At 51.3% G+C, this 20,071-nt stretch carries 19 protein-coding genes; 17 read left to right on the top strand and 2 right to left on the bottom strand.

Going from position 1 to position 20,071, the window contains the following annotated elements:
- Window positions 1-94: 94 nt before the first annotated feature.
- From sctI to sctU, 13 genes are all read left to right on the top strand, one after another.
- Window positions 95-586 carry a type III secretion system inner rod subunit SctI gene (gene sctI / locus VRZ32_RS06385; protein ID WP_414524839.1) on the top strand — a complete coding sequence of 164 codons (492 nt, stop codon included), beginning with the start codon at window positions 95-97 and terminating at the stop codon, window positions 584-586.
- Window positions 587-1,114 carry a hypothetical protein gene (locus VRZ32_RS06380; RefSeq protein ID WP_414524838.1) on the top strand — a complete coding sequence of 176 codons (528 nt, stop codon included), beginning with the start codon at window positions 587-589 and terminating at the stop codon, window positions 1,112-1,114.
- Between the two features lie 203 nt (window positions 1,115-1,317).
- Entirely contained in the window at window positions 1,318-1,449 is a 132-nt protein-coding gene (locus VRZ32_RS06375; RefSeq protein WP_414524837.1) for a hypothetical protein, read from the top strand.
- Window positions 1,450-1,600: 151 nt separating this feature from the next.
- Entirely contained in the window at window positions 1,601-2,515 is a 915-nt protein-coding gene (locus VRZ32_RS06370) for a hypothetical protein (protein ID WP_414524836.1), read from the top strand.
- The gene (sctL, locus tag VRZ32_RS06365; protein WP_414524835.1) at window positions 2,494-3,321 is read left to right on the top strand and encodes a type III secretion system stator protein SctL; all 828 of its coding nucleotides are present in this window, start codon (window positions 2,494-2,496) and stop codon (window positions 3,319-3,321) included. The genes VRZ32_RS06370 and sctL overlap by 22 nt, the downstream gene beginning before the upstream one ends.
- Window positions 3,322-3,481: 160 nt before the next feature.
- On the top strand, window positions 3,482-4,774 hold the full coding sequence (gene sctN / locus VRZ32_RS06360) for a type III secretion system ATPase SctN (RefSeq protein ID WP_414525060.1): 1,293 nt from the start codon (window positions 3,482-3,484) through the stop codon (window positions 4,772-4,774).
- Window positions 4,771-5,250 (top strand): type III secretion system stalk subunit SctO, encoded by a 480-nt coding sequence (sctO, locus tag VRZ32_RS06355; RefSeq protein ID WP_414524834.1) that lies wholly within the window; start codon window positions 4,771-4,773, stop codon window positions 5,248-5,250. Before sctN ends, sctO begins: the two co-directional genes overlap by 4 nt.
- Complete coding sequence (locus VRZ32_RS06350) at window positions 5,247-6,185, top strand: hypothetical protein (protein ID WP_414524833.1); 939 nt, start codon at window positions 5,247-5,249, stop codon at window positions 6,183-6,185. Before sctO ends, VRZ32_RS06350 begins: the two co-directional genes overlap by 4 nt.
- Window positions 6,182-7,597, top strand: a complete 1,416-nt coding sequence (locus VRZ32_RS06345) for a FliM/FliN family flagellar motor switch protein (RefSeq protein WP_414524832.1) — start codon at window positions 6,182-6,184, stop codon at window positions 7,595-7,597. Before VRZ32_RS06350 ends, VRZ32_RS06345 begins: the two co-directional genes overlap by 4 nt.
- A gap of 252 nt (window positions 7,598-7,849) precedes the next feature.
- Entirely contained in the window at window positions 7,850-8,449 is a 600-nt protein-coding gene (gene sctR / locus VRZ32_RS06340) for a type III secretion system export apparatus subunit SctR (protein ID WP_414525059.1), read from the top strand.
- Window positions 8,450-8,545: 96 nt separating this feature from the next.
- The gene (gene sctS / locus VRZ32_RS06335; RefSeq protein WP_414524831.1) at window positions 8,546-8,812 is read left to right on the top strand and encodes a type III secretion system export apparatus subunit SctS; all 267 of its coding nucleotides are present in this window, start codon (window positions 8,546-8,548) and stop codon (window positions 8,810-8,812) included.
- Window positions 8,809-9,642 carry a type III secretion system export apparatus subunit SctT gene (gene sctT / locus VRZ32_RS06330; protein WP_414524830.1) on the top strand — a complete coding sequence of 278 codons (834 nt, stop codon included), beginning with the start codon at window positions 8,809-8,811 and terminating at the stop codon, window positions 9,640-9,642. Before sctS ends, sctT begins: the two co-directional genes overlap by 4 nt.
- A 133-nt stretch (window positions 9,643-9,775) precedes the next feature.
- Window positions 9,776-10,915, top strand: a complete 1,140-nt coding sequence (sctU, locus tag VRZ32_RS06325; RefSeq protein WP_414524829.1) for a type III secretion system export apparatus subunit SctU — start codon at window positions 9,776-9,778, stop codon at window positions 10,913-10,915.
- A 52-nt stretch (window positions 10,916-10,967) separates the two neighbouring features.
- Here sctU and VRZ32_RS06320 read toward each other — a convergent pair whose 3' ends face one another.
- On the bottom strand, window positions 10,968-11,306 hold the full coding sequence (locus tag VRZ32_RS06320; RefSeq protein WP_414524828.1) for a hypothetical protein: 339 nt from the start codon (window positions 11,304-11,306) through the stop codon (window positions 10,968-10,970).
- Window positions 11,307-11,340: 34 nt separating this feature from the next.
- Entirely contained in the window at window positions 11,341-13,500 is a 2,160-nt protein-coding gene (locus VRZ32_RS06315) for an FHA domain-containing protein (RefSeq protein WP_414524827.1), read from the bottom strand.
- A gap of 528 nt (window positions 13,501-14,028) precedes the next feature.
- On the opposite strand from VRZ32_RS06315, the gene VRZ32_RS06310 reads away from it, so the two are divergent.
- The 4 genes from VRZ32_RS06310 (at window position 14,029) to VRZ32_RS06295 (ending at window position 19,962) form a co-directional block, all read left to right on the top strand.
- Complete coding sequence (locus VRZ32_RS06310) at window positions 14,029-14,874, top strand: Crp/Fnr family transcriptional regulator (RefSeq protein ID WP_414524826.1); 846 nt, start codon at window positions 14,029-14,031, stop codon at window positions 14,872-14,874.
- A 2-nt stretch (window positions 14,875-14,876) separates the two neighbouring features.
- Entirely contained in the window at window positions 14,877-15,158 is a 282-nt protein-coding gene (locus VRZ32_RS06305; RefSeq protein WP_414524825.1) for a hypothetical protein, read from the top strand.
- Between the two features lie 26 nt (window positions 15,159-15,184).
- Entirely contained in the window at window positions 15,185-15,502 is a 318-nt protein-coding gene (locus VRZ32_RS06300; RefSeq protein WP_414524824.1) for an EscF/YscF/HrpA family type III secretion system needle major subunit, read from the top strand.
- A gap of 884 nt (window positions 15,503-16,386) precedes the next feature.
- Entirely contained in the window at window positions 16,387-19,962 is a 3,576-nt protein-coding gene (locus tag VRZ32_RS06295) for a hypothetical protein (RefSeq protein ID WP_414524823.1), read from the top strand.
- The last annotated feature ends 109 nt before the right edge of the window (window positions 19,963-20,071 follow it).

Below are 20,071 nucleotides of genomic sequence, written 5' to 3'. Positions count from 1 at the left end.
CCCGCCAAAAGTAGTCCCGCTCATAAATTCAGAAAAGCGGCGTTGCATAACAAGGCTTATTGAGGTATTGTTTGGGGGAAATGGAGGCTATATTATGGTTGCAACGACCTTACCTCTCCTTGACATCGATCCTGCGAATGCTGCTGCTCCGGTCAAGAAAGCTGTAGGTAGTGTACAGGAGATTGGCGCGCGCGCGGATGCGTTTGCGCAAGCCCTTAAGCACCAGAACCAGGGCATCGAAAAAGTTGCAGCTTCCAATGCAACGCCGGCGGTTAATAACACGGGCGCGACAGCCTCTGCAGATGACCAGACCCGCGCACGCCGGGCGTTGGCACTAGATGGTGCAAATGCGACACAGGCGCCCAGCTCCGGCGATACCATTCTAGGTGGCATGCAGAAAATACGCGGCTTTTTCGACGTTCGTGAGCATAACATCAGTGATGTAGTGCACTCCAATCTTGTGGATCAGCAAACAATGCTGAACATGCAGAGGGAAATGGTGCAATACACTATGCTATTAGACATCACATCGAAGCTGACGGGTAAGGCGGCTCAAGTTGTTGATCAGTTGATGAAGGGTCAGTAAGTGAACCGAGTGCAGCCGTTTGGGGCTATGCGAATTGATTATCGTCCGCGTGGGTGGCGTCAGTTTGCGGTATGGTTAGTTATTGGTTTGGGACTGCTTCTTGCTGGCTGCAAGAGTGAGCTTTACACCGGCCTTGCGGAATCGCAGGCCAATCAGATGCTTGCTGCACTGCTTACAAGCGGCATTCCTGCGGAAAAAGTTGTCTCAGGTAAGGATGGCTTCGCAATCCGCGTCAATGACCGGGATGTTCTCAAGTCCCTCGCATTGCTTGAGAGCAAGGGCTTGCCAACAGTCACCCATGCATCGATCAATGAGGTCTTTCAGAAATCCGGTATCATGTCCTCACCATTTGAGGAAAAGGTACGCTACATTAGCGCTTTGGGCGATGAAGTTGCCCGCACGTTGAGTTTTATCGATGGCGTGGTAGCCGCGCGCGTGCATAATCGTGCAGCCGGACCCTCCACAAATGGGCAAGACAGCGCCACCCGCTTCCGCGGCAGTGTTCATAAAACATCAAGCTGGTGTTGATCTCGACTTTTTCGTACCACAGATTCGCCGTTTGGTGAGCAGTGCGATTGAAGGGCTGGATTATGCCAGTGTCACCGTTATCCTTTCGGAAACGGTACCGATGAAATCTGAAATTTCCGCACGGTTGAACACTACGGTTGAGCTCTTTCCGGGGCTGGAAGTACGCGAGAGCGACACGGGAAGGTTTCTGGGAAATTTTCTATATGTTGATCGGCATCATTGTCGTGCTGGTTCTGGCTGCGTTGGGTGGTGCATTCCTGTTCTGGCGTGCCCGCAACAAGCGTATGTCAGGAGATGTTGGAGGCGGCAGATCCTCTGCGCCTGAAATCACATGAGAAGCACAGGGAGCACTCCCGCAAACCAGCATAGATGCATCTTCCAGAATGGAGCCTTAACGCGCGACACGCAACAACGTGGCGCGCGTAAGGTATTGTTGCATGTATTGTTTCAAAAACGGTTTGAACAAGGTGCTTCAGGGGGTGTGCTATGGCCAGCGCCTTGACAGGCGCCGAAGGTGCTACAGAAGCAGTTATTGCTCCTCCATTGCTTCAAGATGAGGAGTTTTTCGCAGCTCCCAAGCTGCAGGAACCTGGTTTGCCGTCCCATGATGAGCTCTTGGGCATAGATCAACTGCCGTTAAAAGCTGACCCACGTTCGCTAGCCCATGACATCCAACACGCTGTCCCGATATCACTCGCAATCACGTCTCAAATAGCGGCAGCAATTGCACGTCCACTAGAGGCGTTAAACATCGATCATGCGCCTTTCGGGCTTCTCACTCTGGATGATGCACGCAAGATCGCGCAGCATCCTTTTTTCGTAGGGCCCCTGAACCGGGCGGCAGCGCATCTTTCAGGTCTTGACAAGATTACAATTGATGCGAAGCACTTGCGCAGATTAGGCCATAACAGCGCCAGCCAGCTTTCTTTGTTGCTTGCAACAGGTGACCCCGCCCACATAGCAGAGTCCAGCCTATTGGTTGGGGCAATTGTATTGCACAAACACTTCCTTGCCCGCGCCCTGAAGGCTGAGCGTGAAATGTTGCAGAGATTAATGGGCGCAGATACATATCGCATCGCTACCCGTGAAGCACCAATGCTGCATGCGGCACTCGCTGAACTTGATGATGGCTCGTTTTCCATCCCCCCTGCTTTTGCCCGCGGCGATGCGCCAGCGCATGATATGGGTATGGCGATCATCGCAACAGGGCAAAGAGTGCTGCACGATTTCGTCGATATGAACGAACCTTCGCTCACACCATTGCTTGCATTTCGACAAGCCTCACGCTCAGCTGCCAGAGATAATGCCCCCAAGACCACTGCCATGACCGAAAGGCATGGTGCACATATCATCAGACTGCTTCGTCGGAGGTTTGAGCCGTGGTCGCATACTATCGCTTGAAAGATGTCAGTCAGCTGAAAGATCTGGGCTTTCGCTTGTCGGAAGGCATACAGGTTATTGCACCTGAGGCCATAGCGCCCGTAAGTGAAGCCACACAGCTGTTAGAGGACGCACGTGCCCAAGCACTTGCCATTGTGCGTAACGCGGAAGAAGTGCGTGAGGCCGAACGGCAACGTGGTTATGAAGAAGGGCTTGCGCAAGGTCAGATGCAGTCTGTCGAACTCATGCTGCATCAGAGTGCCGACCTCGATCGACGGATTGAAGCGCTTGAGCAGGATCTCACCAATATCCTCATGGTATCAATGCGCAAGTTGGTAGATGGCTTTGATGACGCCACGAAAGCAGAAGCAATTGTCAGGGGTGCCCTGAAACAGATGCGGCGTGAGAAGAAGGCGGAAATCCGTGTTTCTCCGGAACAGCTGGCGTATTTCCGCAAAGCCGTCACGCGTATCCTTCTGGACTTTCCAGGCTTTGATCTGCTCGAAGTGGTTGAAGATGCATCCCTTTCAGCGCCCCACGTGGTGGTCGAAACGAGCGTGGGACGTATCGAGGGTGATCTGGGTTCACGGTTGACTGAATTCGACAACATTATTCGCGGTATGCTGCCAGGTGCCGTGCCTGATGAAGACATTGTACTAGCAGTTAATGGCGATGCAGAAGATGCGGAGCTGCATGCAAAAGACGACGCTTTAACAGATCCTTCCGAGCTGGATGACGTAGAGGATTGGGACGAGGAAGAGAACTGGGACGAAGACGAAGAAGATTACGAAGACGATGATGAGGAGGCTGACGACGATGAGCGTTAGCCCCCTGCCCGATGGCACGATAACAATGCCGGGTTTCGATGAGGCTTCTCAACCCAGCTTGATCGGCGCCCATTGCCGCGTTCCTCCTCGCGAACTAACCGCCATCATCGAACAACGTGATGAGTTGATCAACGCGCGTTTACAGCGCTTTAGCGAACGCATGGGTGAACGCTCCAATACCTTTTTCCCCTATACGGCGACAGGTAAGGTGCGGAAAGTTGTTGGCACGATTATTCATGCCTCGGTCCCAGAAATCCAGGTTGGCGAAATTGTCGAACTGTTCACCCGTTCCAGTGGTGCGCGCCTATTAGCCGAGTGCGTTGGCTTTCTAAGTGATGAAGCTTTGCTTTCACCCATTGGTGAAACGCAGGGCATTTCACCGCGCACCGAGGTGCGCCGCACAGGCCGCGTGCAATCGATTGCAGTTGGCCCTGGCCTGCAGGGGCGTGTACTCGATGGTATGGGCCGCTTTATCGACGGCAAAACCACGCCTTTCTTCCCCGATACGCACTATCCACTGTATCAGGATCCGCCCGATCCTATGAAACGCCGCATCATTGATCAGCCGCTATCGCTTGGCCTGCGCGTGCTTGATGGGCTTCTCACTTGCGGTGAAGGCCAGCGTATGGGTATTTTTGCCGCCGCTGGCGGTGGTAAATCAACATTGCTATCCATGCTGGTGAAGGGCGCGGATGTCGATGTGACTGTCATGGCGCTCGTGGGTGAGCGCGGCAGAGAGGTGCGTGAATTCATTGAGCATGATCTGGGGCCAGAAGGGTTGGCCAAGTCTGTGCTCGTAGTCGCGACCTCCGATCGTAGCTCGATGGAGCGCGCTAAAGCTGCCTTCGCAGCAACGGCTATCGCGGAATATTTCCGCGATCAGGGCAAACGCGTGCTATTTTTGATGGATTCCGTCACCCGCTTTGCCCGCGCACAGCGTGAAATTGGCCTTGCTGCTGGCGAGCCGCCAACCCGACGCGGCTTTCCGCCTTCCGTTTTCGCCATGTTGCCCAAGCTAATGGAACGTGTGGGCATGAATGATAAGGGCTCCATCACCGCGCTTTACACCGTACTTGTCGAAGGTGATGACATGAACGAGCCGGTGGCAGATGAGACGCGCTCCATTCTTGATGGCCATATTATTCTATCCCGCAAGCTTGGGGCAGCGAACCATTATCCGGCCGTTGATGTACTGGCCTCCAAAAGCCGCGTGATGAACGCCGTCATCTCTCCTCAACATCGCGAGATGGCTGGCCAGATTAACCAGTGGCTGGCGACTTATGCCGACGTGGACTTGCTCATTAAAGTTGGCGAATACAAACCTGGCAATGACGCAGAGACTGATATAGCAGTCGCCAAAAACAAGGATATCAACGCATTCTTACGGCAGCGCACAGATGAATTCGAAACGTACGAAGCCACGCTGACCAAACTTGCGAGGCTCGTACAATGATCGGACAGATGAAAGCACTGTTACGTATCAAGGAGTTGAAGCAGGAAAAAGCTCTTAGCGCCATGCGTGCCAAGCAGGTGCAGACTGAACGCGCGCGCATTGAAACACAAGAAGCGCTCCAAATCGCAGAAAGCTTCCGCGAAACAATGCCCGCACGCGAAAACCAGATTTACGACGAAGTGATGGGCCGAATTGTCGATGTTGATGGCATTGATGATGTGCGTGCGAAGATTGTTGAGCTTGAGAAAGAATATATCGCACTCAAGGATGACTGGGATCGCGCCCGCCAAATTGAACAACGTCTTGAGGATGAGCTGGTTGAGGCCATCAATACCTACCGCACTGCCGTAAGAAACCGTGACAAGTACATCACCATCACGGAAACCATGCAGGCCGAGGCTGACGATGAAGCCACGCGCAAAGAAGAAATCGAGATCGAGGATCTGTTCTCCAGACCTATGAGGAGGATCGCATGAGCTTTATCGGCGCTTACGGTAAAAGCAACAGTACGAACCAAACCAATCGCGATGATATTCTGGATCAGGATGATGCGCGTGGTTTTCGTGACTCCCGCAATGATGAGCGCTTTGCCGGCTTTGATAACAAGGGGCCGCAAGAGGATGGCGCCGATCGACGCGCCGGTGGACATGAAAAGCAGCAACAGCCCGGCGATGCACACCAACAGGCAGCGCTAGCCGCACGCGCAGGTGATTTCCAGCGGAGCTTGAATGCAGCGAAGCAAAACACAACGGATTCCACTGCCAGTTCTAGCGCTGAAGCCCATGGTTCGCAGCAAGATGAGGCAGCGAAAACGTTTGACCCTGTTTCAGGCCTGATGCACGGAAACCCTGGCAAGTTCGGACAACAATCAAATCAACAAGCTACCGGCCAGCAGTCTCTTAGCCAGCTTTTCGCGCATAAGGATGGTAATAGTCCTGAAGTGATGGCTGATGAAGAGCAGTTGCTCGCGACAAGCATTGCGACCGGCTCAACAATGCCAATGTTTGCAACCCTGCAACAGCCTAACGCCGTGCAGGCCCCCACCGCTGTTGCGCGCGCACAGGAACTCGTATCCGCCATCGAAGGACGGGTGACACAAGCAATTCAAGCCGAACTTGCGGCCTCGTCCGCCAGCATCAATAGCATCAGCATTAATGTGGCTGGTCTTGTCGAGGGCCTCAATGCGATCACCATACGTATGTCGGCAACTGGCCTCGACGTAGTTCTGTCGGGCGCTGTCGAGTTAGCTGGCGAAGCCCAATCGCTTGCTGACAGGCTTTCCAAAAGATTTGGAAATCGCAATGTGCGTGTGCTTTCTGCGCCCGCCTCCAGCGACAGTGCTTCCGATAACGATAGCGCCGTGCAACCGATAACAGATTCTCCGTTTAAACGCCCGGATTCCCTTACATGAGTGCACTAAATTGGCAGCCACCTCAACTGTTGGGTATTGGGCATCAGGATGCTCTGTGGAATGCCATACTCACGCATGCCCGCACCACCATTCCATTAAGCGGCAATGTCTATGCTGCGTTTGAGCCCGTTGATGCACCTGACGAGCGCACTCTATGTACGCATGTCAAGATGGGGGCGTCGCCGCTTGCACCTGTGCTTTTTGTTGTCTGGCGACATTTTCCTTTTCAGTCGATGCTTCAAGCCACTCTTTCAGTTGATGATCTGCCTGCGCTCCCGAAAGCATTACGGGATGCATTGATTGAGGGGATGGTAAACCTCATTGCACAGAACGCCTTGCAGGAAACGCTGGAGAATGGTGCAGCGGATATCGCTATTCTCTCCACGCAGCCATTGAGTGCTTTACAAGATAAGCTCCCGGCAGACCTTGCATGGTTTGATGTGATACTCGAAAACATTGCGGAAGAGCCGATCACGCTGCGTATCGGGTGCGCGCGCAATCAGCTGATTGCAATCGCTGGAAGCGAAGGGGTGAAGCCCATTGCTATTCAGGAAACCGCGAAAGCAAGCATTTCTATTCCCGCGACATATACACTGGGCGCAGCCACGTTTTTCCCCCGCCAGCTCGCACAGCTGACTGAAGGGGCAGTCATCGTGTTGCCATCTGCGCCCCAGAACCAGCAATTAGTGCGTGTGGACAAAGCCGTGTGGGAGTTTCACGCCAGCGGCGGGGCATGGATACTGGCAGGCCAGAGAAAACGAACACAGGAATCGCAACGGCAGCGAGTCAAGGAACGAGACGTGACAGATCAGGTGCAGACCCAAAAGACCACAGAGGCACTCGCAGAAGAAGGCAACAACACGCCAGCACTGTCACAGTCTACCGATACTCCTCTTCTCACGGAAACTTCCGATCCTGTGGAGATAGAGGTAACCGATCCAGCCACACCTATGTCAGAAGATGAGATGGCGCCCTTGGCCTTAACTGCATGGACTAGAGACAGCTCTGAGCAGGAAACCAGGGAAGAAACGACAATAGACGCTGACAATGTGGACGAAGACCTTGCATCTTCTGATGACGATGTCGTAACAGCAACATCGTTGCCTCAGGACGATGTCCACACTGATGCTCTACCCGTGGTTGATTGGGTTGAAGAAACACTGGTGCCTGATGGCGTACGGTTATCTGATCTAGGTATCACGATCGATTTCGATATTGGCGAACGTGATTTCACACTTGCTGAGATCGAGACCTGGCAGCCAGGCGCGGTGGTTGCGCTGGATCCACCTGCGCTGACAGACCGGGTGGAAGTCACATTGCGCGCCAATGGCCGCACTATTGCTACCGGCGATCTGATCGCCATCGACGACCGTCTGGCCGTGAGATTATCGAAACTGTTTCTACGTAGCTAATCAAGAAGACAAACGGGTGCATCTTTGATTGGTTCAAGCAAGGTGCAGGCTGTTTAAAAGCCAACTTATTAATTTGATGCGTTTTCAAACGGAATAAGTAGTCGCCGCTTTTCCCGAAAACGCTCCAGGAGATGTTGACTTCACACCGAGGGTGTGAAGATCAGCGCAATCTAAACCGGACATCCAATTGGTGGATGGGGGGCACACTTGGTCGATCCGTTAAATCTCATTTTCGTTCTGTTTGCGGCAGCAATGGTGCCATTCATGGCGGTTGTTGCTACGTCGTTCGTCAAGTTGTCGGTCGTTTTCCAGCTTGTACGTAACGCGTTGGGTGTGCAACAAATCCCGCCTAATATGGCGCTGAATGCCCTGGCGATTATTCTCTCAGGCTACATTATGTTGCCGGTGTTTGTTGAAACATATGACCTTCTGAAGGAGGGCAATCATGTATTTACAACGGCAGAGGGCATTGAGGCGGCCTATAATGTAGGCAAAGATCCCCTGCTGAAGTTTCTGAGCACCCATGCGAGTGAACGTGAAAAGATATTCTTTGTTGAAGCCGCGCGCAGCTTGTGGCCTGAAAACCTATCATCACAATTGACGACAGAGAGCCTCGCCGTAGTGCTTCCCGCGTTTACTGTCAGCCAATTACGTGAAGCGTTTGAAATCGGCTTCCTGCTCTACCTACCATTTATCGCGATTGACCTTATCGTCTCCAATATTCTGCTCGCCATGGGTATGATGATGGTTAGCCCGCTCACAATCTCGCTACCATTCAAGCTGTTTCTATTCGTGATGATCGATGGTTGGTCGCGGCTTATTCTTGGCCTCGTCAAAACCTACATCGTATAGCAGCGGCCAGGTCATAATATATACGAGCAGTCCCGCACAAAACGGGATTGCATTCATGAGGGGGCGCCTTGCAGGCGCTGATTTGGAGAAAATGTCATGACGCCAGATATCGCCCTGCGCCAGGTTACGGAAGCGATGATCCTCGTTATGCTGCTGTCGATGCCGCCTATTATCGTTGCATCGGTTGTCGGCGTGCTCATAAGCCTTATTCAGGCTCTGACGCAGATTCAGGAACAAACCCTGTCGTTCGCCATCAAGCTAATTGCCGTCGCAGCAACTATTGCGGCAATGTCCGGTTGGCTTGGCAGCGAAATCCTGAATTACACACTCAAGCTCTTTAATGACTTTCCGAGCATGACATGAACGAGTTTAAGGAGGTTTACCTTCTTTTTGCTCGGCTTTTCCACGTGGAGTTGATGGCGCTTATGCTATCGCTGCCGCGTATCCATGCTTTTTTGTCAACATCTCAGTTACTGAGTTCAAGCGCGATCCCGCACCTTCCCCGTAACGTTTGCATATTGTCGTTATCAATCATCATCGTGCCCATCAATATGGAGCAGGCGGCAGCCTTTGATGGATCGTTGTCACATTACATGATGATTTTTGCCAAGGAATACGCACTTGGCTTTACCATGGGGCACCTCGTAGGCTGGATTTTCTGGTCTGTGCAAGCAGCTGGTGCGTTTATCGATAATCAGCGCGGCGCGGCTATTGCGGCGAGTATCGATCCGATGCAGGGGCATGAAGCCTCGCCGCTCGGCATCATGTTTTCGCATATCTTCATTACATATGTCTTCGTTACTGGAGCGATGCTGCCTATTTTTGGGCTTCTGTATCAGTCGTATACGCTATGGCCTGTGACGAGTTTCATCCCTGAAATTTCGCGCGAATTCCCTGTATTCATGCTAGCAGCCCTGGATCACGCAATGCGCTTTATCGTTATTGTGGCTGGACCGATTATTGCTGTCATGTTTCTATCAGAATTCGCGCTTGCTATGGTTAGTCGCTTTGCGCCTCAGGTACAGGTTTTCGTACTTGCCATGCCTATCAAGAGCCTTATTGCCATCATTATGATGATCTTCTATTTCTCAACGATGATCCGTTATGCAGAATCCAATATATATGTGATGCATGATTACGTAGGATACATTCTTGGTTTACTTCCGCCCGTTCCACCAGGCGTTACGCCATGAGCCAACCGCATTAAAGCAGTTTGCGCTACAGTTGATCATCAGCTTGCACGTCAAGTTGCGGCAAAGCATAAAGATTAGAACGCCGTTCTGAGGCCATCAGAACATCCAGCGCTCTAAAATCCGGGGCTAGAGCATGAGCGGGCAGTCGTCAGGCGAAAAAACTGAACAACCTACCCCGAAAAAAGTGCGCGATGCGCGCAAGAAAGGGCAGGTTGCACGCAGCACCGAAGTTGTGACCACAGTCTCCCTCTTTTCGATCATCTGGCTGATTTGGGCGACCTGGGACAGCTTTATGACCGCAATGATCACCATGTTTGATGAAATAGCGGTTCTGTCGATCGGAGACTTCAAGGTCAATGCATTCAAAGCCGTTGATATTATCTCGCGCGATGCTGCAATAGTGATTCTGCCCGTCTTGGGTGTAACGATCTTGGCTGGTATTGCGGCCAACTATTTTCAAGTCGGTTCATTGATGTCGTTTGAATCAATTACCCCGAAACTTGAGAAAATAAGTCCTGCTGCTGGTTTCAAACGTATTTTTTCGATGAAACAGCTGGTTGAGACGCTCAAATCGATCATCAAGATCATCATCCTGTCCATCTTGCTATACTTCGTCGTCCGCAATGCTATCTCGGCATACATAGCGTCTGTTTCATGCGGCATGCCATGCCTAACGGCCGTGACCTCTTATTTTATGTTCCAAACCTTTATGTATTCTGGCCTCACCTTTTTGGCTGTTGCACTATTTGACATTGGTTATCAACGCCACGCACACACCAAAAGCTTGATGATGACCAAGGACGAGGTGAAGCGCGAGTATAAGGAAAGCGAAGGCGACCCACACATTAAAGGCAAGCGCCGACAACTTGCACAAGAAATGGCCATGGGCGGGGGTGGAGGTGCAGCACGCAAAGGCACAGCCGTGGTGGTGAACCCCACGCATTTTGCTGTCGTTATTCTCTACAACCCGGATAAGATGCCGCTGCCGGTTGTAACCGCCAAGGGCCGCAACGTTTACGCTCATTATTTAAGAACGGAAGCAGAAGCCGCAGGCGTACCGGTATTCCTCAATGTCCCCTTAGCACGCAAACTTTATGCTGATGTCGAGATCGACGAATTTATTCCAGACGATCTTTTCGACGTTGTTGCTGAGGTGCTTTCCTGGGTAGAGCGCAATAAAGACAAGCTCTACCATGGCCCTCTTAATCACGGTGTTCTCGATATGGAAAACGGGGATCACCGCGCTGACATTACCAAAGGGCAAAACAACTAGCTGGCTTCACAATATGCTTCTGCGACATCCTATAATGTGAAGCTCAGCCTCTCTAATCCAGTATCCATACCAGGTTTGGACCATATACGAGTGATGCCAAACCATTAGGCACCTCAACGATCGAACCAAGCTCACCTACTACCAACAGCCTGCTGCTATCAGTGGGGGATGCGCCTTCTCGAATTTTCACGCCGTCCTGCGTTTGAATGAAGCGCACCTCGCCAGCAGGGCTCGCACCCGCTACATCCAGCGTGAATGGGCTAATATCGCGCAGAATGAACCGGATGAACGCTGGGTTGCGCTTTACTTCTCGCAGATAAATTGAGTTGGTGATTATGTCTGTGTCAGGGAAGGCGCGCTCGATACAGCGTGTAACGCGGCGAGGATTCATCGCCACCTCCATCAACGCCAGCAAATTATCGGCGTCAAAGCTCGATAAAGATAATGTTCGCCCAACACTGAGAATATCGAGCCAGAACAGTGCCGTAGCGGCATCCTGGGGCGTTGAAGATCTGATGCTGGCCAGCATCCTCTCTGAACTCAACCCGCCCCGAAGCAGCGGGCAAATAGCGATCATAAAGCTGTTGGCGAGCCAAACGCGAGGCCCCACCAGCTCCACCTTCCCTGCTCAACCGCTCAAGTGCCTGCATAAGAGAGTTCGCGTTTGCCCCCCCCTGCAAACGCCCATCGCGCCATTGCTCAAGCAGCAGCCGCGTACTGTTGGAGAGAGATGCATTCAAGGCGTCATTATTCTGCAAAGCCCCGCTACCGCTCTGGAGTGGGGCATTAAAACCTTCAATGCCCAACCATGCAGAATTACCGCTGATTCCCACAGTAGCAATAACATTCGTATTAGGCTCTTCCTCGGCGGGCGAGACAATAAGCGCCCTCATGCCTGCTCTTGAAACCGGAGAAATACCATCCGAAGAAAGGCTAATATTCCCCATAACCGGAGCGGTCATTTTTTCACGTGGCGGCAGAACCTGCAATGCACGCATTCCCACCCCTTCTCCAGGTACGGCACTTATCCGCACCTCGGCTTTCACTGCTTCAGAATCCGCAGCGGGGGCAACCAAAAGTGATTGCATTCCTACCCTTGGCCGTAAGGATGACAGGTTAGAACGTCCAGAAACAGCCGCATCGGACGACCGCCCTACATCTGAATCAGGGGCATTAGCGGACTGATCCAACCCCATCTCAGCAGCACTCGGGAAATTATTGCCGGGCAGCAGCCCCCCCGTATTTGGCGCGGCCTCATTGGAGGATGGCTGCTGAACTGGCTCCGAAATTGATTGTCTGCTTTGAGGGGCACCAATCAACACATCTTCCGAGGTGAAATTTCCCTGCTGTATACGCGAAACATCAACCTCAACATCGCCCGTGTTCTGAGCAGCAGCGCCAATTGTAATAGCATGGCTAGGAGGAACATTTATATCTTGCAACTGCACAAATGAGCGCAACCCAACATCAGGAGCGAAGCGCCGCGCATACACCTGCAGGAAGCCAGACCAGGAATCTACTTCATCTGCAGGCAATGCCCCGGTTGCCTCAATCACACCCTGATCAAAACGAAATAACACCCATGGCTTAATGCGCGATGATTGAGCCAGTTTCTCTACATCAGCTAAAAGGCTTGTTGGCGTACGCAAATTGGACTCAACAGACGTTACCCCCAGCACCCCTTCCCGTATGGTACTGATAAATTGCGCCGCTTGAGCATCATCAGGAATGAGGCCATTGAGTGTAACAACACCGGTGCGGGAAATATCAAAGGTAACATTGCGCTTTTGCGCTGCAATCAACCCCTCGATTTCCTGCCGCATGGATTGAAGCACCCACACACGCAGATGCACCGGTACGCCAGTTTCCTCTATTGCGCCAGCAACTGCGCGACGTTCTACCGTCGAATCAACATAGCCAGTTGCATAGATGGTACCATCAACCTCTTGGCGCACTTCGATGTTACGTGCAAAAGGCAATGGCACCAAAGCAGCGCGCACCTCGGCAACATTCGCGGGCGTAATGCCGGCATTATCCGAACGCCCTGCACCATCAGATGCGAGGTACCAAATGGCCAGCCCCAACACCATCACTAATGCAAGCAAAGGTAAGGCCTGCTTACGAAGGTCAATACGCGCCAGAATATCTGATAGGGTTTGACGCTCTGGCGCAGCTTCCTCTTTCTCTGCAGGAGCTTTCTCGTCATCAATATCAGTTACGGAAGTCCAGGCTGCGGTAGAAGGCCCGAGCGCAAGGCGCGTCGTCCCTGCTGTCAGAATATCAAGCGGCTCAACTTCATGCCATTCGCTGTCAGGATCCAGAGCAATACCGTTACCGGTGCGCACAGAACCAGCCGCAGCTTTAACCTGAATGGCACCAGCACCAACCCGCAACTGCAAATGGCCAGGAGCCAGACTGACATCGATGATCTGAATATCATCGTCACCCCCGGACCCAAGCGTATAAAGCCCAGGTGACAGCGAGACTTCAACGCCGGACTGCACGCCACTCAGAATTTTGAGGATTGTGCCATCCGTTACGCCGGCGCTCATTGCATCGGGATCAGTCAAACCCTCATCCGTCATTTAGTGTTCCCGCAGCATTTCCTGAGCTGGCCGTAATGGACACCCCTCGATCTCTCTCAGCGCTTAATTACACCGTAACCAAACGATGTCACTACAGCAATGGAACATATTACCTTCGATCTTCTGGACATCCAATATAAACAGCACCTTCCTGCCTAACAACTCCCAGGAAAATCGCAATTTTTGACAGGGCTTGATGACAAATTTATCAGAGTGTGGCATTCTTGAGGCGTATTGGCAGCATCAACTGCTACACATGCGAGTTTTGAGGGCATTTCAGCTGTACGAGCCTGTGCATAACACCCCAATCAGCAAATGCTCCAGCTCCATTGCCACGGAGGATGCGTTGCAGCGCCAGGGTAACATTACAGGCACGGCTCACCCCCCGTCTGGTCATCGACCTGTAGAGGCGCGGAGCAGGGATAGCTTGCGTCCACATTCCCCGATTTTTCATCCTGACACATCCACTCTGCCTATGCCGTGCCCTGCCCATTATCCCCTTGTAAGGCTGAGAAGGGCAATCGCAGCATGAATCGGACATTAAGCCCCCCGAAGAACCCCGCTTCACTTGTTGTTGCTGCCACCCTGGATGCACCCAGAAACAGACCGTACAAACAGGTTGAACATCTTGCATCATCAACTGGCAGAGCTGCAGAAATAGCCGCACCGGCTGATGCAAGATGCGCATTCCTGGGGAGCAAGGAATTTCAGAATATGGGCGTGGAAGCCGAGCAGGCGCTGGCTGCATCCCTGATCACACGGACATTTGCCCCCCATGATCTGATCTACCTGCAGGATGATGATGCGGATTACCTCTATTTTATTCGATCAGGCTATGTAAGGTTGTCGTATCTGATGGAGGATGGATCAGCAGTTTTATGCGGCATTCTCCCTCCGGGTGAAAGCTTTGGCGAGCTTGGCATATTTGAGGGCGGCACTCATTGCGACATGGCTACAGCGATTGGTGAGGTAGTGGTCGCGGCCGTACCGCTGCACCAATACCGCCAACTGCGTGAGCGTCACCCGCAAATAAGCGCTGCGATCGCACATGTCGTCGCCAAACGCTATCGTGCTTATGTAGAATTGACCCGGATGCTAAGTCTGAAAACATTGGCAGCACGCATTGCGCAAGCGCTATTGCGACTCGCTGATGGCCTCGGTACACACACGCTGATCGATCAACGCTCATACCCATACGTTGGCGCTATGGTTACACAAACCGATCTAGGCTTAATGGCTCGCGGCGCCCGCAGTAACGTCAACCGCGCTCTTAAAACCTGGGAGCGCGATAAATGGATATCAATGCAGGATCGTTCAATCATCATCCTGAATCGGCCCAAATTAGAAGCGCTTGCGCTGCAGGAGGATTTTTGACCATGTTCGGAGATCTTTTTAAGCCACCAAAGACAGCCGACAAGACACCAGAAGCTGAAGCTAAAGTTCACGCACCATCAACGGCATCCCTATCTGTCGAAGAAATCACAGCGCCACAGGTAACTGATGCCAATGAAAAAACATTAGAAAGTATTAACCAAGCTCTTGATGATATTGAGACAGAGATTAAAAGCATCATTACCAAAGGGGCAACAGTTGACATTTATGACAAGTCAGTCATTATAAATGCTGCTATTAAGGCTGCTAGAGACATAGTCCGCTAGCCAGTTGATGCTCGAGGAGTTTTATCATGGCAACCCAATATGACGTTGGTGTAGGAATTAGAGGCGATTTGCCTGAGCCGGCTAATTATGCTGATTCATCCTATGTGCTGGATCAAAGGGATGGCATGGATCTATTCTGGAGCCAGCAATATCTCGGCGGCAAGATGGCTGGCATCGAAGCTGAAATCAAAGCTATCGAATCCAATGGTAACTTATCCGATACCGAGCGTATGTTTGCCATGCAGATTGCAATGAACACTTGGTCAGCAATCAGCAATTTGCGTACCAATATGCTAAAGAGCGTTTCTGATACGCTGAAGCAGGTCGTTCGTAATATTGCATAAGCGCTGAAGATCTGCAGGATCTGGCAGCACAATATGCAGATGTCATTGATGCACGACAAAATACGGCGGCGAAAGCCGCCGAATTTTTTTATATTTATACTAGCTATCTGGCTTTAGCAGATCATCTGGCCCCTGGTGAACAACAATTGTAACTTTCAGCGTTGAGCCCTACTGCTCCCCAAGTTACCCTGTACCAGCGAATAACGTGGCAATAACCTCCCTTAACCGGGCACTCTTACTTCTCTCAAGGACCATCAGGACTGCATTCATGCGCGCTCAGGCGCTCACATTCAGCATGCGCCCTGCTTCCAAAATCATCGAAGGCTCAAGCTGGGATTTTCGGACGATACATTCATAACATCCACGCAAGAATATCGGTTGCTATATCAAGCACGCCCATACAGTTAATCATATACCTGATTGCGAACCCAATGCGTTTTCGATTATAGATTGCGGAAGAAGAAATACAACACACCAAGAACAATAACAATCAAAATACTGAATTATAATTTTTAATACAAGCAATAATAGATTTATTCTCTATATAGACCATTCTGAATATGCAATAAAACACGTAAAAAGTATCGATTATCACATGTGCATTGTGGGAAATGATCAAACATAAACTTGACTATTTCAAGAGACAACCAGATTATCAAATTAAGACAATCAAACTGTCGTAAATATGAATTTTTCATGATTAAATATTAGACTGTTTGATATTATTACGCGTAATTTTTGATGCGTTTTCTGCATAATTGGTATTATTTGCTGTATTGGATTATTGCGTAATTGTCTATCTAGGGGTATAGCAATTCACTAAGGGCGCCGGGGGGCGACCTTTCGCTGATGTGCCTTTGACCATGAAAGAGAAGGAATTCATCATGGCTCTAGATATCAACATTGTTACGCAGCGTTCTGAAGCAATTCTCCGCGTTGTATCAAGTGATAGTCAAATTCAGCTCTGGGCGAATTCGTACCCTACCTATGATGCGCTAGACACATTCCTCATTGGTGCGGCGCAAGCTACCGTGAACCCGGTATTCCGCCTTTATCAAGCTTCATTTGGGCGCATTCCAGATGATGCCGGGCTGAACTATTGGATTCAGAATTACCAGACCACGTCTGCCGGCAATATCGTAGATCTGGCAATATACTTCTCTAATCTCCCGGAATGGAAATTTGATTTTGAGAGCCAGACACGTGCGCAGGCTATTACACAGATCTATCAGAATGTTCTCGGCCGCGAGCCCGATGCTAATGGGTTAAGTTTCTGGGTTAATAGCAGCTACTCGCTGCCAGAAATCGTTGCGAGGTTCACCTTTGAACCTGAATTTACCGTTCCGGCTAACACCGCAATCGCAAGTGCCTTGCTTTACGCAGCAGATGGAAACGCACTTCCATATAACGAAAACCTGCGTGAATCTGATTTCTGGCCACAAGATCCACCCCCTCCAGAAGTGCAGTTTAATCTGACTGTCTCTGCCGATACGGTAGTGATGGCGGCGGGAGATACCGTTAAGGGCTTCTCGGACAGCACGCAAAATAACGGCAATAACGATACCTACAATGGCAATGACTCCATCACAGGCTCTTCAGACAATGTGTTTGAACTGTCTGTTAATGGCAACGTGACCCAAGCCGGAAAAGTAACGGGCGTCGCCTTGGTGGACGTCACCGCCGGTGGAGACGCTGACACAACTCTCAATACAAGAAACTGGACAGACATCTGGCAGATTAACCTGAACAACATTCAGGGTAATTTCCATCTTAAGGATATCCAAAGCGGCGCCACGCACGTAAATATCGTGGATGACGCCCGGAACCCTAACCACACCATCAAATTATCATATGATTCAAATGAGTTTGGTGGCGAAGCTTATATCGGCGTCCATGAAGTATTTGGCGTGGTACATGCGACCACGAACGATGCACAGAATGGCGCCGTGGAAACGATCAACCTTATGATCAACGACACAGATGGGCATGACTCCACTTTGGCGGACCTCATTGGTCATAAAACAGAGACGCTTAATATCACAGGCGGCTACGAAGGTGGCGTGTTCACCATCACCGACGCTCTCGATAGCACGTTGACAAAAATCGACGCTTCGGCGGCGACTTCAAGCCTTCATCTTGATACGTCCAAAACATTCACGCAGCTCACCGCACTGCTTGGTTCAGGCGATGACGTGCTCAAAACCGGCGATACACTGGGAACGGGCGATGTTTATGACGGTGGTGACGGTGACGATCGCATCGTGACGGACTTCCTCACGGCAACCGATCCAAACCGCACCCCCACCATCACAAATGTCGAAACACTAGAGGCTTCTTTTCAGGCAGCCGTTCAGCTTAATGGGTCGAAGATTGACTGGAGCCTCGCAACAATCGACCTCAACAAGTCAGCTTCTCGGGCTGATTTTGATAACTTCAACAGTGGGTTAACGACAATCAATGTCAACGGCGCTCTCGCTCAGGGTCTTGAAGTTGATTACAATGGCAAGGATTACGCCGATCTCACTGTTAACTTTAAGGCCAGTGCAGGCAATGCTGGCAATAAGGCGGCATTACGCGTCATCAATGCCGATACGGTGAACATCAACTTCCTGGCAGCCGCAATGCTATCAAACGGCATTCAGGTGGATGATGATTTCCCCGGCCGTTACACTGAATCACTCAGCATCATCAACAAGTCGTCGGGTGATGTCGTGATCGGCAACCACTTTGGTACCGCAATTGTGGACGGCAACACTGTTCAGGACCTCACAATCAAGACCGAAATGGATGGCGATCTGACTGTAGGAAACGAGTCTTACGCCGCCATGGCAGAAGCTAACGCCCTGCAGCATCTGACAATCGAGGGCGCCTCCAATAGCACGATTGATGTAGGTGTTATCGGAACAGGTGAGTATGGAAAATACAACGAACAGTTCGGTGATGCCGCTGATGACCTGGAATCGGTCGTCATTAATGCGGCTAACTACGCTACTATCCGCTCGTGGGGCATTGATGCCGACGATTCCCACGCTCAAGGCAATCGCGCAGCTACTGTAACGAGCATCAATGTCGAGGGCGGTCGCAGTTCCTGGATCGAGCTGAACGGCAGCACGCAAGAGCTGGAAGTACATGGCCACTCCAATATCGCCCTCCTCAAAGGGTATGAAGTGGATCGTGACCTTCGGAATGCACGTATTGAAACCTACGGCCACAACTGGCTGCAGGCCGCTTCAATTGGTGTGATGAACATTGAAACATCAGGACATGTGCAAGGAAGTGTTACTGAAGTCATCACAACAGGTAGCTATGGCCCCAGCAATAAAGGCGGCGGCGGCGGTCATTATGATAAAGATCTTGCTGCATTTAATAACCTGATAGGCCTTGACCTGGAGGCACAATCGAATGGTGCCATTAACGTCTCGGGCAGCGGTACGGTAACAGGCCTCTGGTTCCAGGACGAAGTCGTGCAAACGATTGACGCTTCCAAACTTGAAGGCAAATCCCAAGCGCACGAAATCACCAAGGACGGATATCAGGTTTACTTCGGAAAGGACGTAGCACAGGCAGTTGGCCTGAAATATGACACCAAGTATGACTTTGCGGTTCTGACCACCGCTGATGCCTCCGAGGGCTTTACTTTCAAAGGCTCTAAAGGGAATGATTATGTAGTCGGAACCAATGACGAAGACTCCTTGTATGGGAATAACGGCAACGACTTCCTGATTGGCAACGGTGATAATGACTACCTTTCAGGCGGAGATGGGGATGATATCCTCGTTGGCGACTTCCTCGAAGGGGCTGGTAAGCGTTCCTATAACGATTATGACAGTTATCATAATGCGCCGTATGGCAAGACAGGCTTCGGCAACGACATCATTGATGGCGGCGCTGGCAACGACATCATCATCGGCGGTGGGCAAACGCGGGACGGCCGCGATATTCTGACCGGCGGCACAGGTAAGGACAACTTTGTTTTTAACTTTGACCGCGATCACCAGGGTATCTACAGCGAATCAGGAAAATCCACGCTTCAAGGGCAGTCGGTTTACAACGACATCATCACTGACTTCACCGTCGGAGGTGATACGCTGATCGTCGACGTGGATAATCCGAACTCTACCAAGATCGCTCTCTACAATGGTAGCGGTCATACAGGGGGCTGGTCGTTCATCGGCACAACAGCTAACCACAACGGCGAAGCCACTGTGAATGTGGTGGTGCGCCAAGGCACTTACGCAGGTGCTGACCATGATGGCGTGTTCACGGTTGACACTGTGAATGGCACAGACTTCCAGGTTCTGTTCAAAGCCAACGGCGAGTACTTCACCAAGACAGACTTTGATCTGGTGGGTACAGGTAATGGCCAGAACCTCTATAACGAAGCTGTACACGAAATAGCGCTGGTTGGCTCCGCTATCGGCGGTGGCAGCCTTGCACAGGCTGACATCCAGTTCGTCTGATCAGCTGGCAGAGAATCAAAACCAATTGGGCCCGGCGCACGCGCCGGGTTCTCTTTTTAAGTTACACCAATCTTATCACTGCTATTTGATCTTTGTGCTTGCATCAAAG

It is taken from the genome of Pseudochelatococcus sp. G4_1912, assembly GCF_047501465.1.
Lineage (GTDB): Bacteria > Pseudomonadota > Alphaproteobacteria > Rhizobiales > Beijerinckiaceae > Pseudochelatococcus.
The sequence above is the reverse complement of the archived record's forward strand: the minus strand, read 5'-3'. Positions and strand labels throughout refer to the sequence as shown.

What these genes read in the sequence shown, in the direction of transcription:
- VRZ32_RS06300 (WP_414524824.1), top strand. Translation starts at nt 15,185, where the DNA reads ATGGCAACCCAATATGACGTTGGTGTAGGAATTAGAGGCGATTTGCCT.
- VRZ32_RS06370 (WP_414524836.1), top strand. Translation starts at nt 1,601, where the DNA reads ATGGCCAGCGCCTTGACAGGCGCCGAAGGTGCTACAGAAGCAGTTATT.
- VRZ32_RS06350 (WP_414524833.1), top strand. Translation starts at nt 5,247, where the DNA reads ATGAGCTTTATCGGCGCTTACGGTAAAAGCAACAGTACGAACCAAACC.
- sctS (WP_414524831.1), top strand. Translation starts at nt 8,546, where the DNA reads ATGACGCCAGATATCGCCCTGCGCCAGGTTACGGAAGCGATGATCCTC.
- sctU (WP_414524829.1), top strand. Translation starts at nt 9,776, where the DNA reads ATGAGCGGGCAGTCGTCAGGCGAAAAAACTGAACAACCTACCCCGAAA.
- VRZ32_RS06305 (WP_414524825.1), top strand. Translation starts at nt 14,877, where the DNA reads ATGTTCGGAGATCTTTTTAAGCCACCAAAGACAGCCGACAAGACACCA.
- VRZ32_RS06310 (WP_414524826.1), top strand. Translation starts at nt 14,029, where the DNA reads ATGAATCGGACATTAAGCCCCCCGAAGAACCCCGCTTCACTTGTTGTT.
- VRZ32_RS06320 (WP_414524828.1), bottom strand. Translation starts at nt 11,306, where the DNA reads ATGAATCCTCGCCGCGTTACACGCTGTATCGAGCGCGCCTTCCCTGAC.
- VRZ32_RS06315 (WP_414524827.1), bottom strand. Translation starts at nt 13,500, where the DNA reads ATGACGGATGAGGGTTTGACTGATCCCGATGCAATGAGCGCCGGCGTA.
- sctT (WP_414524830.1), top strand. Translation starts at nt 8,809, where the DNA reads ATGAACGAGTTTAAGGAGGTTTACCTTCTTTTTGCTCGGCTTTTCCAC.
- VRZ32_RS06345 (WP_414524832.1), top strand. Translation starts at nt 6,182, where the DNA reads ATGAGTGCACTAAATTGGCAGCCACCTCAACTGTTGGGTATTGGGCAT.
- sctO (WP_414524834.1), top strand. Translation starts at nt 4,771, where the DNA reads ATGATCGGACAGATGAAAGCACTGTTACGTATCAAGGAGTTGAAGCAG.
- sctN (WP_414525060.1), top strand. Translation starts at nt 3,482, where the DNA reads ATGGGTGAACGCTCCAATACCTTTTTCCCCTATACGGCGACAGGTAAG.
- sctI (WP_414524839.1), top strand. Translation starts at nt 95, where the DNA reads ATGGTTGCAACGACCTTACCTCTCCTTGACATCGATCCTGCGAATGCT.
- sctR (WP_414525059.1), top strand. Translation starts at nt 7,850, where the DNA reads ATGGTGCCATTCATGGCGGTTGTTGCTACGTCGTTCGTCAAGTTGTCG.
- VRZ32_RS06295 (WP_414524823.1), top strand. Translation starts at nt 16,387, where the DNA reads ATGGCTCTAGATATCAACATTGTTACGCAGCGTTCTGAAGCAATTCTC.
- VRZ32_RS06375 (WP_414524837.1), top strand. Translation starts at nt 1,318, where the DNA reads ATGTTGATCGGCATCATTGTCGTGCTGGTTCTGGCTGCGTTGGGTGGT.